Origin of the sequence: Chryseobacterium wanjuense (assembly GCF_900111495.1) — a bacterium.
GTDB lineage: Bacteria > Bacteroidota > Bacteroidia > Flavobacteriales > Weeksellaceae > Chryseobacterium > Chryseobacterium wanjuense.
On record NZ_FOIU01000001.1, the window covers coordinates 2,403,714 to 2,422,144 of the forward strand.

Annotated in this window: 13 protein-coding genes; 4 read left to right on the forward strand and 9 right to left on the reverse strand. The window is 36.2% G+C overall.

From position 1 onward, the window contains the following. Nucleotides 1–146 precede the first annotated feature (146 nt). The 3 genes from BMX24_RS10730 to BMX24_RS10740 all read right to left on the reverse strand — a co-directional run bounded on the left by BMX24_RS10730 (nt 147) and on the right by BMX24_RS10740 (nt 4,222). Entirely contained in the window at nt 147–809 is a 663-nt protein-coding gene (locus BMX24_RS10730) for a copper homeostasis protein CutC (RefSeq protein ID WP_089792373.1), read from the reverse strand. A 50-nt stretch (nt 810–859) separates the two neighbouring features. Then, on the reverse strand, nt 860–1,855 hold the full coding sequence (locus BMX24_RS10735; RefSeq protein ID WP_089792374.1) for an isoaspartyl peptidase/L-asparaginase family protein: 996 nt from the start codon (nt 1,853–1,855) through the stop codon (nt 860–862). Between the two features lie 111 nt (nt 1,856–1,966). Continuing rightward, on the reverse strand, nt 1,967–4,222 hold the full coding sequence (locus tag BMX24_RS10740) for a family 20 glycosylhydrolase (protein ID WP_089792377.1): 2,256 nt from the start codon (nt 4,220–4,222) through the stop codon (nt 1,967–1,969). 104 nt (nt 4,223–4,326) lie between these two features. Here BMX24_RS10740 and BMX24_RS10745 point away from each other — a divergent pair, with 104 nt between their 5' ends. Further along, nucleotides 4,327–5,136 carry a DUF4197 domain-containing protein gene (locus BMX24_RS10745; RefSeq protein ID WP_089792379.1) on the forward strand — a complete coding sequence of 270 codons (810 nt, stop codon included), beginning with the start codon at nt 4,327–4,329 and terminating at the stop codon, nt 5,134–5,136. A gap of 98 nt (nt 5,137–5,234) precedes the next feature. Here BMX24_RS10745 and BMX24_RS10750 read toward each other — a convergent pair whose 3' ends face one another. Further along, on the reverse strand, nt 5,235–5,888 hold the full coding sequence (locus BMX24_RS10750; protein ID WP_089792382.1) for a CoA transferase subunit B: 654 nt from the start codon (nt 5,886–5,888) through the stop codon (nt 5,235–5,237). 121 nt (nt 5,889–6,009) lie between these two features. Here BMX24_RS10750 and BMX24_RS10755 point away from each other — a divergent pair, with 121 nt between their 5' ends. Beyond that, nucleotides 6,010–7,809, forward strand: a complete 1,800-nt coding sequence (locus BMX24_RS10755) for an ABC transporter ATP-binding protein (protein ID WP_089792384.1) — start codon at nt 6,010–6,012, stop codon at nt 7,807–7,809. Nucleotides 7,810–8,227: 418 nt separating this feature from the next. Here BMX24_RS10755 and BMX24_RS10760 read toward each other — a convergent pair whose 3' ends face one another. Next, nucleotides 8,228–8,929 (reverse strand): CoA transferase subunit A, encoded by a 702-nt coding sequence (locus BMX24_RS10760; RefSeq protein ID WP_089792386.1) that lies wholly within the window; start codon nt 8,927–8,929, stop codon nt 8,228–8,230. A gap of 184 nt (nt 8,930–9,113) precedes the next feature. On the opposite strand from BMX24_RS10760, the gene BMX24_RS10765 reads away from it, so the two are divergent. Beyond that, nucleotides 9,114–9,605 (forward strand): DoxX family protein, encoded by a 492-nt coding sequence (locus tag BMX24_RS10765; protein WP_089792388.1) that lies wholly within the window; start codon nt 9,114–9,116, stop codon nt 9,603–9,605. 329 nt (nt 9,606–9,934) lie between these two features. On the opposite strand, the gene BMX24_RS10770 is transcribed toward BMX24_RS10765, so the two are convergent. Continuing rightward, nucleotides 9,935–12,673, reverse strand: coding sequence for a fibronectin type III domain-containing protein (locus BMX24_RS10770; protein WP_089792390.1), 2,739 nt, complete (start codon nt 12,671–12,673; stop codon nt 9,935–9,937). A gap of 292 nt (nt 12,674–12,965) precedes the next feature. On the opposite strand from BMX24_RS10770, the gene rplS reads away from it, so the two are divergent. Next, nucleotides 12,966–13,319: a 50S ribosomal protein L19 gene (rplS, locus tag BMX24_RS10775; protein ID WP_089792393.1), complete on the forward strand. Its 354-nt coding sequence runs from the start codon at nt 12,966–12,968 to the stop codon at nt 13,317–13,319. A 256-nt stretch (nt 13,320–13,575) separates the two neighbouring features. Here rplS and BMX24_RS10780 read toward each other — a convergent pair whose 3' ends face one another. The 3 genes from BMX24_RS10780 to BMX24_RS10790 form a co-directional block, all read right to left on the reverse strand. Further along, a complete protein-coding gene (locus tag BMX24_RS10780) occupies nt 13,576–14,568 on the reverse strand; it encodes an alpha/beta fold hydrolase (RefSeq protein ID WP_089792395.1) in 993 nt (330 codons plus the stop codon). A gap of 86 nt (nt 14,569–14,654) precedes the next feature. After that, nucleotides 14,655–15,635 carry an EamA family transporter gene (locus BMX24_RS10785; protein ID WP_089792396.1) on the reverse strand — a complete coding sequence of 327 codons (981 nt, stop codon included), beginning with the start codon at nt 15,633–15,635 and terminating at the stop codon, nt 14,655–14,657. Between the two features lie 133 nt (nt 15,636–15,768). Beyond that, nucleotides 15,769–18,387 carry a T9SS-dependent M36 family metallopeptidase gene (locus BMX24_RS10790; protein ID WP_170835687.1) on the reverse strand — a complete coding sequence of 873 codons (2,619 nt, stop codon included), beginning with the start codon at nt 18,385–18,387 and terminating at the stop codon, nt 15,769–15,771. Between the last annotated feature and the right edge of the window lie 44 nt (nt 18,388–18,431).

Genomic DNA, 18,431 nt, shown 5'->3' on the forward strand with positions numbered 1-18,431 from the left:
TTTGATTTAAACGTGCAGTTTGTCATCCTGAGCGCGAAGCAGTCGAAGGATCCTTGCAATAAAAAAGAATATTTTTCACATAGAACTCTAAGACTATGTTTAGATCCTTTCAGGATGACAAACATTGTTAATATTTTTAATTAAAATTATTTATTCTTCAAAGCAATCACCTCATCTGCATTCGCAAAAGCCCCACCATCCGTGATCGCAGAAGAATGAAAATATCCGGCTTTCGTTACTTCTCTGATTTCTTCAATATTAGTAGAGCGAAGTCCGCCGCCGATGAGAATTTCGATTCTTCCATTCGATAATTCAACCAGCTTTTTAAGGTTTTCTTTCCCTTCAGAAACATTGGGTTTTTGACCGGAAGTAAGGATCGTTTTAAAGCCGCATTCTATCACTTTCTCCAAAGAATTTTCAAGATCTTTTGCCCTGTCGAAAGCCCTGTGAAACGTACACTGGTAAGGTTTTGCCAATTCTACCAACACTTTATTCTGCTCCATATTTACCTCATCATTTTCATCCAGAATTCCGAAAACAAAACCATCAACATTTAATGATTTTAATTGAATTAATTCTTCTTTCATCTGCTCAAATTCTGCATCTGAATAGGTAAAATCGCCGCCTCGAGGACGAATCATCACAAAAATCGGAATGTTGATTTTTTCTCTAAGCTGTTTTGCTGTTTCAAAGTTGGACGTTATTCCGCCTTCGCTTAATCCGTCACACAATTCTATTCTGTCGGCTCCATTTTCAAATGCGATGATTGCCGATTCCGGATTGAAACATGCTATTTCTATTTTTGACATTGATTTGTTTTAGGTTTTGAGTTTTGCAAAATTAATTTCTAATTTTTTACTTATTTTAAGGCAAATTCAGGTTTTTCCAGACGGCTTCCTTTCTGATCGTAAACGGCAAAATTAAATCCATCCTGAATACAATACGAACCGTATTCACCTTTTTTATTGAGCGCAATAAACCCAACCTGAATATCTTTCAGATTTTTATTTCTTCTTTTGGTAATCTGAACGATCCTCTCAACTGCTTCTTTACAAGCCTGTTGCGGATTTTTCCCTTGTCTCATCAATTCCACCACCAAATGAGTTCCCACCATTCTGATCACTTCCTCACCATGACCTGTTGCCGTCGCTGCACCCACCTCATTATCAACAAATAAGCCCGCTCCAATGATAGGAGAATCGCCTACTCTGCCATGCATTTTGAATGCCATTCCGCTGGTTGTACAGGCTCCCGAAAGATTTCCGTTGGCATCCAAAGCAATCATCCCGATCGTATCGTGATTTTCAATGTTTACAATAGGTTTGTACTGACTTGTTTTCAACCATTCTTTCCATTCTTTTTCGGATTCCGGAGTGAGAAGATTTTCTTTTTTAAAACCTTGAGAAAGAGCAAATTCCAAAGCTCCGTCAGCAACCAGCATCACATGTGGTGTTTTTTCCATTATTGCTCTTGCTACGGAAATCGGGTTTTTAATATGCTCCAGACAGGCAACTGAGCCAATATTGTAATTTTCGTCCATGATACAGGCATCCAGCGTCACTCTTCCGTCTCTGTCAGGACGACCGCCATAGCCCACACTTCTTTCATTCGGGTCAAGCTCGACAAGGCGTACTCCTTTTTCTACCGCATCCAAAGCTCTTCCACCTTTTCCAAGAATCGTCCAGGCTTCTTCATTAGCTTTTAATCCAAAATTCCAGGTGGAAAGAACGATCGGTTTATTAACAGCTTTATGAGTATTTTCAGGCAAATCTTTCGCAAGTAAATCCAACGGATTCAATAATAATGCTGATGAGGCCAATGCCGTATTTTTTATAAATTTTCTACGTGATGACATAAGATGGTTTTGAGTTTTGAATTTAAAGTTTATTGTTGCTTGTTCTTTGTTGTTCGTTGTTTTTGTTTAATGTAATAATTGACTTTGAACATTAAACCTTGAACAATACACTTATTTCGCTCCGATTTCATCGACAAAAAGCCATGCTTTTGAATCTGCACCGGGGTTTCCTGCAGGGATAATTCCTGCGTTTTCTATTTTAATTTTAATATATTTTGAATTCTGATTTCCTACATTAAGCTGGATTTTTCCTTTAGCTTTCTGAATTTCTTCTTTCCCGATTTCCTTTATCATTTTAAAACTTTTATTATCATCGGAAACAAAAACCTGTGCAGATTTTGCCAGATGAATCCAGCTTCCTTTATTTTCCAGTGTGTTAAAATCAATTTCTGAAAACTGAGTTTTCTGTCCTAAGTCAATCGTCGCTACAACATCTTTTCCCTGAAAGCCGAGCCATGTTTTTCCTAATTGTTTCTGATTTCCGATAATTCCGTCAATTAAAGTAAAAGCACCTCCGAAAGAATAATTTTCGCTAGGCTGTTGTTCCAGTGTAATATTTTTTCCTGTTGTTTTTGAAGTGGTAAATTGTTGAGAAGAAATCGCACTTTTTAGTTGTCCGTTTTCAAAATAAGCAGATTTAATGATCATTGATTTTGAAACTGGAATCGGATTCTGATACGCCTGAGAATTGGCTGTCGGATCTGTTCCATCTAAGGTATAGCGGATTCCGTTTGGGTTTTGTGATGTCGAAAGCTCATAAGCAACTCCATTATTCCCCGGAACTACTTTTCCCATGACATTGTAAATACTTTTCGCATAATTTACCCCCATTTTATCCAACACCTTGAACTGGTTGATAACACGACCCTCAAATTCTTTATAATTTTTCGGATCTGAAGTTCCCCAACCGACCTCCGAAAGCGCCATCAATCTTGGGAAGATCATATATTGAACCTGCTTAAAATCAAGGATGTATTCTGTCCATAAATTTGCCTGAACACCCAAAATATATTTCGCCTGCTCTGCATTCAACTCTTCAGGAATCGGATTGTAGGAATACACTTTATCTAAAGGCGTAAAACCTCCGAAAGCATTCGGTTCTGTTGCCGGATCTCCCTGATAATGATCGAAATAGCAATATGAACCGGGAGTCATTACAGCGAAATGACCGGATTTTGCAGCTTCTACACCTCCTTTAATGCCCGTCCAGCTCATTACTGCGGCATTTGGAGCCAGTCCGCCTTCCAGAATCTCGTCCCAACCGATGATTTTTCGACCTTTGCTATTTACATATTTTTCAATTTTTTGGATAAAATAGCTTTGCAGTCCATGTTCATCTTTTAAATTATTTTTCTTGATTAATTCCTGACAATGAGCACATTCCTTCCACCTTGTTTTAGGACATTCATCCCCTCCGATATGGATATATTGAGATGGAAAAAGTGCTATCACTTCATTCAAAACATTTTCTAAAAATTTGAAAGTTTCCTCTTTCGGGCAGAAAACATCATCAAAAACGCCCCATTTCGTTGCCGTCTCAAAAGGTCCTTTTGTACAGGCCAGTTCGGGATATGCAGCCAACGCAGCCAAAGCGTGACCTGGCATTTCAATCTCCGGAACCACAGTGATATGCCGATCCTGGGCGTATTTCACAACATCTTTTATCTGATCCTGTGTATAAAAATAAGGTCCATAAGGTTTTCCGTCGAATGTGTTGTCAACATAAGCCCCAATCATTGATTCTTTACGTTTTGAACCAATCTGTGTAAGCTTCGGATATTTTTTAATTTCAATTCTCCAACCCTGATCGTCTGTTAAATGCCAGTGAAATGTATTCAATTTGTACATGGCCAGATAATCGATGTACTGTTTTACCTCATCAACTGTGAAAAAATGTCGGCAAACATCCAAATGCATTCCTCTCCAAGCAAACTTCGGCTGGTCTTCGATTTTCATTGTCGGAATTTTCTTGGTACCCTTATATTGATCGATAATTTGAATTAAAGTTTGAAGTGCCAGAAAATAGCCCTGTGGAGTATAAGATTTAATAGAAATCTGTTTGGGAGTAATTTCAAGGGAATAAAATTCATTATTCTGGGCTGAATTACTCGATTTTGGAAGCTGAAAATATACCAAATGAGCATCTGATTTATTAGTATTCTGAAATTTTAAACCTGAATTTACTTTATTTTTAAAATAATCCGTCTCATTTTTCGGCAGCTTATCATTTAAGACAATAACTTCCGGAATAGTAAAAAATCCGTCATTTATGTTAACTTTTTGTGGATAAGGAATCAAATTCAGTTTATTTTGTGAAAAAAACAAATTTGAAAGTAAAACAAAAACTAATAAAAAAGCACGTATCATTGAATTTGATTAAGGTTTTAGCTAATATAAATATTTTCCTAAAACTTCTCCAATGTTTTTAACTTATTAAAAATTTAAACATCTAAATTTGCAAAAAATCAACAATGAGAAAAACAATTTTATTAGCTGGCGGATTATTATTTTCAGTTTCAACACAGGCACAAATTTTAGACGCCATAAAATCTGCTGTAAAAGACAAAACAGGTATCGACCTCAGTGAACCTAAAACCACTACAGGTTCTGCAACTACAGCAACTCCGAAAACATCAACAACTACAACTTCTCCTATCAATCTTGGAAATCTTACCTCAACACAAATTTCATCAGGATTAAAAGAAGCTTTAAGTCTTGGTGTAACAGAAGGAGTGAAAAAACTGGCTGTTCCGGACGGATTTTTCAAAAATGAAGCAGTAAAAATCTTAATGCCGGAAAAATTAAGAAAAATTGATACCACCCTACGTGCTGTCGGTTTGGGAAGTCTGGCCGATCAGGGCGTGAAACTACTCAACAGAGCCGCTGAAGATGCCGTAACGGAAGCTACTCCTATTTTTACCAAAGCGATTACATCCATGACGATTACGGATGCCAAAAATATTTTGTTGGGTAGCGATAATGCTGCAACCAATTATCTACAAACTAAAACGCAAAGCCAGTTATTCACAGCTTTTGAGCCAAAAGTGAAAGCTTCTCTGGGAAAAGTGGGCGCAGATAAAGTTTGGTCTGGCTTAATTTCCAAATACAATGCTCTTACAGGACAGGCTGTAACAACAGATCTTAATGCATATGTAACGACAGAAACCATCAACGGTGTTTTCAAAATGGTGGCACAAAAAGAAAATGGAATCCGAAATACTCCTGCCATGAGAACGACAAGTATTTTACAGAAGGTTTTTGGAGCGCAGGATGCTAAATAATTTCTTTTGTTTTGAAACAAAAGAAACAAAAATTCAAGACCTGGAAACTTATATATTTTCAATAAAAAAACCTTGTCGATGACAAGGTTTTTGTTTTATTAGAATTGCATTTCAGGAATTTCTCCGTCAATGATCAGGTCTGCTTCCGTAGCTTTGATGATGTCTTCCACTGAAACTCCCGGTGCTCTTTCCACAAGCTTGAAACCTGCAGGGGTAACATCTAAAACGGCTAGTTCTGTAACGACTCTCTTCACACAATTAACTCCTGTAAGAGGAAGTGTACATTTTTTAAGGATTTTACTTTCTCCAGCCTTATTTACGTGCATCATAGCAACGATGATATTTTCTGCAGAAGCTACCAGATCCATTGCTCCGCCCATTCCTTTTACCATTTTTCCCGGAATTTTCCAGTTGGCGATGTCACCATTTTCCGAAACTTCCATGGCTCCGAGAATCGTTAAGTCAACTTTCTGACCACGAATCATCCCAAAACTGAAAGCCGAATCAAAAAAAGAACCTCCCGGCAAAATAGTGATCGTCTGTTTTCCGGCATTAATGATATCTGCATCTTCTTCACCTTCGAAAGGGAAAGGCCCCATTCCCAACACTCCGTTTTCACTCTGGAACTCTACCGAAAGATTGTCCGGAACGTAGTTGGCGACCAATGTCGGAATTCCGATTCCTAAATTTACATAATATCCATCTTTTACTTCTCTGGAAATTCTTTGTGCAATTTGTTCTTTAGTTAGCATAGCTTAATCTTATCCCGCCAAATTAGCCATTTTTTCAGAATTACGAAATAGTTTCTTTCTTATCATATGATAAATTTTGCTTCTCAATTTGTTGTAAATTTGTGGACTTTTAATTTTACAAATGAAAATTCTATTATATTATTTAAAACCTTATAAATGGCTAATCATAGTCTCTCTTTTATTAGCTTCTATAAATCAGGTTTTTTCTTTGTTTGCACCTGCCATCACAGGAAACATACTGGACAAACTGGTTACCCATCCCAATTTCTTTGATAAAGAAAAACTTCTTCCGAGAAATCTCAATGAATATCTCTACGGAACTGATATCTATCATGGTGTATTCTATTTCTTAGGACTTCTTGTCGGTACTGCGATGATCAGCCGTATTGCAAAAGCATTCCAGGATTATGTGGTGAATGTGATTATCCAGAAGTTTGGTGCCCAGATTTTCACTGACGGGCTAAAACATTCGATGAGATTACCTTTTCAGGAATTTGAAGACCAAAGAAGTGGTGAAACGCTTTCTATTTTAACCAAAGTACGTGAAGATACCGTGAAGTTTATCAATAATTTCATTAATGTATTCTTCGGAATTTTGGTAAGTATCATTTTCGTTTCGGTATATGCTATTCGTTTGCACTGGTCGATTATGCCGGTTTATGTGGTGGGAATTATCCTGATTGCCGTAGTTACCAATTTATTAAGCAAAAGAATAAAATCTATCCAGAAAAATATTGTAAAAGAGACTACCAATTTGGCAGGAAGTACTACGGAAAGTCTTAGAAATATTGAGATTGTAAAAAGTTTAGGTCTTACTAACCAGGAGGTGGAACGTTTGAATAACAACACCTACAAAATCCTGAATCTGGAACTTAGAAAGGTAAAAAGCATCCGTTCTTTAAGCTTTGTACAGGGGACGTTGGTTAATTTTTTACAGCAGACGATTACTTTTACTTTATTATTATTAATTTTTAAAAATATCGTAACTCCGGGACAATATTTATCGCTGATGTTTTATGGGTTCTTTATTTTTGGTCCGATGCAGGAAATCGGGAATATTATCATTTCCTATCGTGAAGCACAGGCATCGCTCAACAATTTCGATCGTGTAATGAAGAAAGAAATAGAGCCTAAACCTGTAAACCCGAAACGAATCGGTGCCATTGAAGAGCTGGAGTTTCAACATGTTTCTTTTCAGCATCAGACAGCTCATTTTAAAGCATTAAGTGACATCTCGTTTAATGTAAAAAATGGCGAAACGATTGCTTTTGTGGGACCAAGTGGCTCCGGAAAAAGTACGCTGGTAAAATTGCTTGTCGGCTTGTACAGACCTCTGGAAGGAGATATTTTTTACAATAACATCAACGGAAAAGAGTTTGATTTTGATGAACTGAGGAATCAAATTGGTTTTGTAACCCAGGATACCCAACTTTTTGCGGGTACGATCAAGGAAAATCTTTTGTTTGTAAACCCTTCTGCAACTGATGAAGATCTGCATTTAGCCTTAAAAAAAGCCAGTTGCACCGCCCTTCTGGAACGTGCAGAAAACGGAATAGAAACCGTAATCGGAGAAGGCGGACTGAAATTAAGCGGCGGGGAAAAACAAAGAATTGCCATTGCAAGGGCATTATTGAGAAAACCGCATTTATTGATTTTTGATGAAGCAACTTCTGCGTTAGATAGCATCACTGAAGAAGAAATTACAACCACGATCAAGGAAATTTCTAAGGAAAAAGAACAGATTACCGTTCTTATTGCACACCGATTAAGCACCATTATGCATGCTGACAGAATTTTTGTTTTGGAACGCGGACAGATTGTAGAAACCGGTTCACATTTACATCTTATTGAAGAAAAAGGATTGTATTATGCGATGTGGAGACAGCAGATCGGTGAACGTAAACTGACTGCAGAAGCGTAATTTAAGAAAGGAAGATGGAAGTTGGGGACTGGAGGATTGTGCGTATGGTTTTATTTTATGAAACTTAGGCTATTAGTAAATGAAATGTTTTTGTTGGGAATCGCAAAGACGCAAAGGTTTTACTATATATGCAGCGTTTAAGGCGCAAGAAAATCAAAGATTTTCAATAGAAATTAGATATAAAATGGCATAAATTTTATCGTAGATAAAAATACTTATGCCTTAAAAATAGTATTGAATAGTAATTTGCGTCTTTGCGATTTGTCAACTATCAAAAAGCTTAGGCAATTTATTATGAAGCTTGCTGTTTGTCAAAGATTCTTCCTTCGTCGAATGACATTGAATTGTTATAATTTTTAAAATAAAATTACCCCGAAAATTGACTTCGGGGTATATTTTTTTTAAGAAAATTGTAAGATTAATCTCTTTTTCTTACGGTTCTCTGTTCGATTCTTTTTTCAAATTTTTCGCCCTGGAAGATCCTTTGAATCATGATTCCCGGAATGTGAATCTGGTTGGGATCCAATTCGCCCGGTGCTACCAATTCTTCCACTTCAGCGATCGTAATTTTCCCAGCTCCGGCCATCGGATGGTTGAAATTTCTCGCAGAACCTTTAAAGATCAGGTTTCCGGCGTGATCTCCTTTCCAGGCTTTTACAATAGAATAATCTGCTTTGTAAGCATGCTCTAAAATATGCGGTTTTCCGTCGAAATCTTTCACTTCTTTACCTTCCGCGACTTCCGTTCCGTATCCCGCAGGGGTATAAAAAGCAGGAATTCCGGCCTGAGCAGCTCTGCATTTTTCTGCCAAAGTTCCCTGTGGAGTAAGCTCAACTTCCAATTCTCCGGAAAGCATCTGTCTTTCGAACTCGGCATTTTCTCCTACATACGAAGAGATCATTTTTTTGATCTGTCTCTTATGAAGCAGCAATCCCAACCCAAAATCATCGACTCCGGCATTGTTTGAAATACATGTAAGATCTTTCACATCGCTTTCTACCAAAGCATTTATTGAATTTTCAGGGATACCGCAAAGACCAAATCCGCCCAACATCAACGTCATTCCATCTTTAATTCCTTCGATGGCTTCCTTTGCATTTTTTACTCTTTTATCTATCATGAAATATTAGATTTTCTGTTGGCTTAAATTTAATAATTTTTCTCATAATATCCGATGTTCAGGATTTTTTGAGTTTTTAATTTTACTTTTCTTATTTTTGACAATCTTACATTATGTTAAATAATTCACACAAGAAAAATTTATAAAATGTAAAAAATGATTAACCCTCATAATTATTATACAAATGAAACAAGAAAATTTTAACAAAGCCGGAGACATTTTTTATGTAATCTGCCGGCTCAGCATTGGATTATTTTTCTTTATTACTGGCTTCAACAAGCTATTTCACCCTGTTTTTCAAGGATATATGCTGAAAACCATTTCCAGTCTTGGATTTTCAAATCCTCAACTGATGGCAAATTTTGTGGCCGCCAATGAAATGCTCTGGGGATTTCTTTTATTGATCGGACTTTTCACAAGATTTAGCTCTTTAGCTTTAATTGTTATCATGCTGGTTGCGCTAGTTACCAAAGACATCCATTCGATTCCCACGGAATTAGTTCCTATTGATCCGAAAGTCGGAACCAGACCAATTGAAAATTATACATGGCTTACTTATTTCTTTTATTTGCCGCAGGTTTTATATATTATGATACTCGGATTGTTTTCTTTATACGGCTATAAAGCTTTTGGAATCGATCGTTTTTTAAAGAAAAAGGTAAATCCTTACAGATAGTTTTTTGCTTTTATCATAGACTTGTTTAAACTTTTATTTAACCACAAAAGATTAACACATTAGTTATTTTAAGTTTAACATTAAGCAACAAATAAGAACATATAAGTTTAAAAAAATCTTTGATTTTTCTTCTTTTGTAAACTGTTGTTTCTCAATAATTAACCTTTAATAAAATAAAAAATAACTTTTGACTCTTTTGTGGTTAAATTTTTAATTAATTAAACAATTTTCATATTTAAAATTCCAGGTTTTGGCTAAAGCCATATGAATTCTGCTCAATAAAAAAACGGGCTAAAGCCCGTTTCTATTGATCTTATCTTGTAATTAAATTATTGAATAATCAATTTTAAAGTAAACAGTTTTCTTGTATGAACCTTCACGAAGTAGACTCCTTTCGGAAGATTTTCATTCACCAAAGAAAAACGTTGATTGTGAATATTTTTTGATTCGTATAACAAATCCCCGTTGGCTGAAAGAAGCTCGATTTTTTCGATCGGATAATCACTCTTGATAAAAGTCGGTTCCCCCGGTTTTGTAGGATTCGGATATAAAACTACATTTTTTTCCGTGCTTTTCGTTTCCTCTGTTCCCAATGTCGGTCCCGCCACCTGGAACTGAACCCTGTTTGAAACCTCCGTGTAAGAATCGTTGGTAAACATCACCATATAATAATTCCCAGGAGTTGCCGGAACTGCCGTTCCCTGGATGGTTTTTGTCCCCTGAGTAACACCATCAAAATACGTATAAGAAACAAAATTATCATCCGGAGTGGTTACACTTTGAGGATAAATTCCCAGCCAGTCTTTGATGATTCCCGGAGAATCCGTCCATGAAGCCGTAATATTTTCACCTAAAGTATACACCGGTTTATTGATCCAAAGCTCTGTAACAATATCCCCGACTTTAAAGAAAACCTTCTCGCCAATTGCTGTATAACCATCTTCCAGGAAATATTGGGCATAATAATATCCTTTCGCAAGCCCTGTGAAATTAAGCGTTCCTGAAGGTGCCGTCACATAGCTCCACTGTGTAGAATTTACGGTTCCCGGCGTGTGACCCATTTTGTAAATACCGATCCAGTCTTTCGTTAAATTAGGTCCATTGCTAAAGTTAACCGTAACCGTTCCACCTACAGGATAAGTATCGGAAGTTGTGCTTAATACAACCTTTGGACCTACATAGAAATTCTTTCTTGGTGTAATTTCCGTATAGCCGTTGTTTGCGAAGAAACCTGCGAAATATTGACCTTTATTGGCAATACCATTCGGGAAGTTGGCTGTTCCTGCTGTTTGTCCATTCGTGTAAACAAATGCCTGAGAAGTTACCGCCGCAGGATTCTGACCTTTTTTGTAAATTCCCACCCAATCCTGGTTGTTTCCTGGACCGTCTGTGAAAGTCGCTATAATCGGTTCGTTCTGTGTATATTCTGTTTTATTTAAAATAAATGTAGGGTTTGAAACTACACTTCCCGTTACTTCAAATTGTTTTGCATCACTCCAGTCACTCCACTCCAAGTTTCGGTCTCTGTAACGTACTTTTACATAATAGGTTCCGTTGGTAATTGAATTTGAAGCAATTGTAGCTTTGGTAATGTCTACATTCGCATTCTGATTTTTAGTAATATCGGGCGTTCCCGTACCTTCTTTCCCGAACCAGTCTTCGTAATCCCTGTAAAATTCTTTTTCAATCACAGAAAAATCGGCAGCTTTACTAATTAAAAACTGAGTGGTATTCAACAATTCTCCGTTTGTGGTGGAAAATGCGCTTCCATTTAATGTTAAAGGTAAAGTAATAGGTGCGGTAAATGTATTGGTAATCGAAGGCTTGGCCGGCTTCGGCTGGTTTTTATACCGATGGAAAGTATCTACGAGCTCATTGTATTTTTTATGATAAACTCCTCCGATTGAATAACATTCTACGTCAACTTTTCCTGTATTAACATCAACTTCGACGATTTGATACGTCCAGTCCGTCAGTGTTTTCTGAACATCATCAAAATCCTGTTCCGTCGACATTCCCCAATACTGATCCCAAGCCGTTCCACCCGAGATAATCTGGTAATTCGGTGTATCTTTCAATTGACCTCTGTGATACAAATGGTGATGCGCTCCAACGTGCATTAAATATTTGCTTGAAGCCGTCAAAAGTGGAACGGCATTGTTTCTTACCCAAGTCGAAATATCTCCCACATATTGCTCGGCCTGATAAGGTCTGTGGCTTAAAGAGATGATCCAATCTACGGTAGAATCGTTATTTGCTTCATTTAGAATCTGTTGAAGCCATGTCATTTGCGCAGAACCTGTATGTTCCGAACTTAAACTTATAAATAAAACATTCCCAGCCTGTTGAGCATAATAATTCTCATTTCCTGAAGAGATGTTTTTATATTTAATTTCATCAATATAAAAATGCGCGTAATATGAATTCATCCCCAAACTTCCGTATGTTTCGTGATTTCCCACTGTTGTCTGGATCGGAAGGTAAGGTGAAAGCTTTGTATTCTTTTTAAAGTGAACATTTTCGTAGTGATCCAATGTTCCCACATCTACCTGATCTCCAACCATAAACGTCAGCGCCACATTATCAGAAGGGTCTGAATTGGGTCCGAATTTTTCCTTTAATTTTTTATAAGCATTTAAAGTCAGGGTATCATATCTCGGTTCTGCTTTGATCTGGTTGTCACCCATGATCAGGAAACGTATTTTACCATCTGCCGTCACGGCCTGCCCCGGCAAAGGAAGCGTCCTGAAATTATAAACAGCAGATTCATTTGCTCCTGTTTTTATCTTATAATAGTATTTTGTGTTCGGCTGTAAGCTCGTGATTTTTGCCGTATGGTAATAATAATTGTTGTTGTATCCCGTATCGGAAAAAATATTTGTTGTTCCCGTTACAGTCACGTTCAGATTGGTTGGCGATGTTCCGTAGATCACGGTTGTTTCGTTGTTGGAAGCCGTTTTCCAGTTGACGATCATGGAAGTTGGCGTCGGGTTCTGCAAATAAGGAAACAGAGCCTGGCCAAATGCCATCTGGACGGCGAAACAAAAAAAGAAGAAGTAATGTTTCATTGTAGTTCAGTTTTAAATGGTGTGTATGAATTAAATTTGTGTATCAATGATTTAAAAAAAATACTCTGTGTTTTTATTTTCGTGCAAAAGTAGACTTCCTATGTAAACTCTGCCTGATGGGAATTTAAAAGAACTGTTAATTTTTGCCCCGATTACGTTCGAAAAATTATCATATTTAGTATCTAATTTGTTTGGAATATTTAAAAAATGTTTCGTACATTTGCAACCTGTTATTCAACCTCTGACGAAAAGCGTGTAAGTTGCTTAGCTTTAACATTTTATTTTATTAATAATGGATTTATTAAAGTACGTACAAGACAAGTACATTGCGAAAAAAGAATTCCCTGAATTCAAAGCAGGTGATACAATTACTGTGTATTACGAAATTAAAGAAGGACAAAAGACAAGAACTCAGTTCTTCAAAGGAACAGTAATCCAATTAAGAGGTACTGGTTCTACAAAAACTTTTACTATCAGAAAAATGAGTGGAGATGTAGGTGTTGAGAGAGTATTCCCGATCAACATGCCAGCTTTACAAAAAATTGAAGTTGATAGAAGAGGTAAGGTTAGAAGATCTAGAATTTATTACTTCAGAGACCTTAGAGGTAAAAAAGCTAGAATCAAAGACGCTGCTTTCAAGAAATAATTCAGACAACAATAAATATAAAAAGAGACTGTTTACAATTAAACAGTCTCTTTTTTTTGATATTAATTTAAATTTTATGATGTTAAAGTTAAAGGCTTCGAGAACCTCAGCCTGACAATGCATAGATTAATCGTAAAAGATCAGATAAATTTGCGTGTTGTCAGGCTGAGGTTCTCGAAGCCTTTTTAATTTAATATTGACTAATTCATAATCCATAATCATGTAAACTTCCCTCCCCCAGCTTCCAACCTCCATCCTATTTTATAAAATCATACAAAGCATTCCAGAATTTATCATAAACTTCGATATGCGGAAGATGCCCCACATTTTCAATTTCCACCAGTTTTGATCCCGGAATCTGTTGCTGTGTTTTCTTTCCCAATTCCTGATACTGTCCCATTTTCGGTTGTAATTCTTTAGGCGCTCTGTCCTTCCCAATGGCGGTTCTGTCTCTGGTTCCGATGATTAATAAAGTCGGGACTTTAATATTTTTAAATTCATAACAAACCGGCTGATTGTAAATCATATCTGATGTCAAAGCCGCATCCCATACCACTTTCGGATAATCGGGGTGTAAAGTCCAGCCTGCGATTAAATCCAGCCACGGTTGATATTCGGGTTTCCATTTGTTGTCATAATAGAACTTCAACTGATAGTTTTTATATGTTTCTGCAGTGTTTTTTAACTCTGACTGATACGCCTGATCGATCGTCTGATATGATGCGAAAGTTTTGTAATCTTCCAGTCCGATCGGGTTTTCTAAAATTAATTTCTGAACTCTATCCGGATATAGCAAAGTAAATCTTGTGGCAACCATGCCTCCCATAGAATGTCCTAAAACAATCGTTTTATCAATTTTTAATTCATCTAAAACAGCCTTCGTATTTTCAGCCAATTGCGAAAAAGAGAACTGATAACTTTCAGGCTTTGAAGATTTTCCAAATCCGATCTGATCCGGAATAATCACCCTGAAACCTTTATCTGAAAGGTCTTTGGCAGTTTTTTTCCAATACGCTCCATTGAAATTTTTCCCGTGAAGAAGCATAATTGTTTTTCCGTTTGAGGTCTTAGGTTTCACATCCATATAAGCCATTTTCAAATCGTTTTTTTGAGATTTAAATTGGAGAAAATGGACTTCGTAAGGATACTGATAATTGGTAAGTTCCGCATCCAAAGGTTTTACCTGCGAAAACACCAGATTGGATGCAATCGATAATAGTAAAGCAACAGCAACATTAAAATTTTTCATGAAAATTTATTTTAATGATTAAAATTAAAAAAACCGCTTCAAAAAGAAACGGTATACACTATTATTTTTAATATAATTAAGATGTTTTAAGAAACTTCTGCAATTTTATATTCCTTTTGTGAAGGTAAATTCATCAAAACAATAGCAAAAAGAATCAATGCAATTCCCAACCACTGAATGAAAATCACTTTTTCTCCCAATAAAACAAAAGCCATCGCCACAGAAACCGGAAGTTCCAGTGAAGAAACGATACTTCCCAATCCCAGACCGGCTTTCGGGAAACCAATATTGAATAAAATCGGCGGAATAATGGTTCCGAATAAAGCCAACACAAAACCATACCTCCATAAAATCGAATAGCGAAATGAGTGAATATGTTCTGTGTTTTCTGTAAAATTTAAATAAATTGATTTTAATCCATCAAAATGTGAAGGTCCAATCTGAGCAAAAAATAAGAAAATAAAAACCACAACAGCTCCTCCTGAAAGCATGATCATACTTTTCCTCAGAACCGGAAGATTTGTCGCTAAAGTATTGGATGTAAACATTGTCAGCGTGTAGGATGCCGCTGCCAATAATCCCCAAAAGATACCTTTGACATCCAATTCTATTTCGGTATTGATCAGATTTGTCGCTAAAATAGTTCCAATTAAAACAATAATTACAGAGACCACTTTTCTGATATTGGGTAATTTTTTTGTTATCAAACTTTCAACCACTACACTAAACCAAACCGACTGCATCAATAAGACGATTGCAATTGAAACATTAATATATTGAACAGCAATGTAATAGAATAAGCTTGTACATCCCAGAGAAGTTCCCGCCATCATCAGGTTTCTGATTTCTTTTGAAGTAGGTGATGGCAACGCTTTTTTTGATGTTATTGTTTGAATAAAATTTAATAGTAAAAGTCCTATCAAGCCCAATAAAAACTGAGAAGTAGTAACCTCCGAAGTGGTATACCCCTCCTGATAAGCCAGCTTTACAAAAGTCGCTAACATACCATATATACTAGCACCAATTCCTACAAATAAAACTCCTTTTAGTATATTTTTCTTCTTCATGATTCATTTTTTGAACAGCCCGCAAAGTTACAATTTATTAATTAAAATAATTAAAATCCTCAAAGTGATAGATAAATAAAATCGGCGCAAGCTTTGCTTGCGCCGATTCATATGTTTATAAATTATTTAAAAATTATTTCTTAACAATAACTTTTGAAGTTGCATCGAAACCTAAACCTTTTACTTTAACCATATAAGTCCCGTTAATCAGCTTGTCTGTAGAAATTGATTTTTTAGCATCCGGAGAAATCTTGTCTTCAGAAGACACCAATTTTCCTGACATATCATAAATCTCAACACTTACTTTTCCTAAAGTATTGCTTGGGAAGTTGATAAAGAATTCATTCTTAGCCGGGTTCGGATAGATTGAAATATTGTCTTTAACTGTTTTCACTTCGTCTGTTGCCAATACACATTCTGCCGGTACTGTGAAATCCTGAACCTGGTCATTGATGTTTGTTTTAGATCCCGCAGAAGCATTAACTCCTAATCCTCTTTTTGCAAAGGTTCTCCAGATCATACATTTGTCAACACCTCCTGTAGTTGCCAATTCTGCTTGCAAAATTGCGTTTCTACCATCAATAAATGTAGGACTACAAGCCTGAAGCTTTAAAGCATCTGTTACTAATTGTAATACTCTTGAGCTACCATTAGTTGTGTTAGAAGTCACATCAGAAGCATATCCATACTTAGCAACATATTGCCAGTTAAGATCCCAAAGCATTGTTGCCCAAACAAAACCGATAGAATGAACATCAGGAACCATTGTTGATCCATTTAAGAACTCCATTCCGTTTGTATCAACATAAGTATAGTCGTTGATTAAAAAATCTGGTGAATATTTCGCGGGTCTGAGACCATCTCCTGAAATTCCTTCTCCTAAAGCATAAGTAGCCATTCCTCTTGGAACAGATGCATTATCTCCTGATTTGTTAGTTAACATTAAAGCAAAGAAATCAGACCAACCCTCTCCCATTTGCTCTTTACTCTGAGTATATTGTAGGCAAGTATAACCATTTCCAGTTAATCTATTAGAAATTCCATGACCATATTCATGGATCATAATTCCGTTATCAAAACTTCCATCTTGTTTTGTGCTATAACTCATTGAAACATTTACCGGAACATTGTTAGCCAATTGAGACTTAATATATTCTCCTTCAACATTATCAATAAGCTCTGACATTATGTAAACGTTAGCATTTGTTCCTGACATATTTCCCGGAGCAGCAGATGTCGGTGAATTATAAAGTATAGCACCAATAGCTCCGGCATTTTGCATATTTTCCACTTTTATGCTGAAATCACAGTTTCCTCTCTCAGCCAATCCAATAAATCCACTTAAAGAGTTTGCAGGAAGTGCGGTACAAGCATCTAAAACAGGTGATAATTTCACATCACCAGAAACTGGAAGCCCTGTAATTTGCTGACCAAATTGAGCGATATAAGAGACAGGAGTTCTTGATGTAGCAGAGGCAGGTGCATTATAGAATAGTTTTTGTGAACTATTTACCCACACATACATCTGCATTCTTCCACTTCCTCCATCTTGAGGAGTTGCAAAATTTGCATTATTATAATTTTGAACATTGGCTGTCACCACAGTACCCGCACCATCTTGTGCTTCTGCGTTTACAAAATCATTTCCAGTACCACCTAAATTAAAATTATTTTTTTGAAAATTTTTCGAAGCTGGAGTAAAGCCAAACTTATAAAATATATCATGCATCATATTGTTTGCATAAAATAAGTTGGTAATTGCTGCATCCTGATTCGTTAAAGCAAGTGCTCCTGCAGTATAGGGAAAATTAAAATTTCTTGTTGCTCCACCATCAACTGTTGTACCTGTAAAAAAATCATCATCATATAAATCCTGATAAGCAAAAACGTTATTTCCCTGAGCGGTTGTATAATGAATTGTTCCGTCAGAATGCCATCCTTCCGGTGAAGCCGTAAGATTCCATGGATTTGTTACCACTGATCTTGATCCGAAAGTCGGAGCTTCTATTGGAAAAGGAAATACATTATAAGAGGCATTGTCCGGAGATAATAATACACTTGTTTTCGGAATTGCAGATTCATAGTTTTCTTTTCCTAAAGGGAAAACAGCCAAACTGTTTTCATGTGAATGTCCATATGGATGATCAACGAAATTACAGCTAAGATTTAAATTATTTTTTTCAATAATTTCTCCTGTATTGGCATTTACTAAAATATCCCAGTAATTCGAAGTCTTTCTCTCAGGAAAAGTGAATTCGTAGCATAAAACCAAATCTTCACCTTTCTTTACATATACCAATTGATGCTTCGCGAAAGCATCTTTAGTGTCAGCATCATGAAAATTAAGAATCTTTACCTTGCTTGGATCTTCAATATTGGTTCCTTTCGAAGCAAACCCAAAAGCAGTTTCTTTTGAAATTGCAGGAATATTAGAATCAACATTCTGGTAATCTTTTTCAAAACTATCATTATAAAGTACAACCTGATTATTTTTAATCAAAACAGATCCTAATGATCTATAAACAGGTAGACCTTTATACATTTGTTGTATTTTCACAACATCTCCATTCATACTTTCAGAATGGTCATTCACATCAATACTAAAATTAGTAAGGTCAGATTTCTTATATTCCCTGATTTTATTTTTAGAGATATAATTTTTAATTAATGTCTCATTATTTTGAGAAAATAAGCTTGAAGATGAGAAAACTGCTAAGGCAGCAAACATAAGGGGTAGAGTTCTCTTTTTCATATTGATTAATAAAGGTGCTAATTTACAAATATTATTCAATTGAA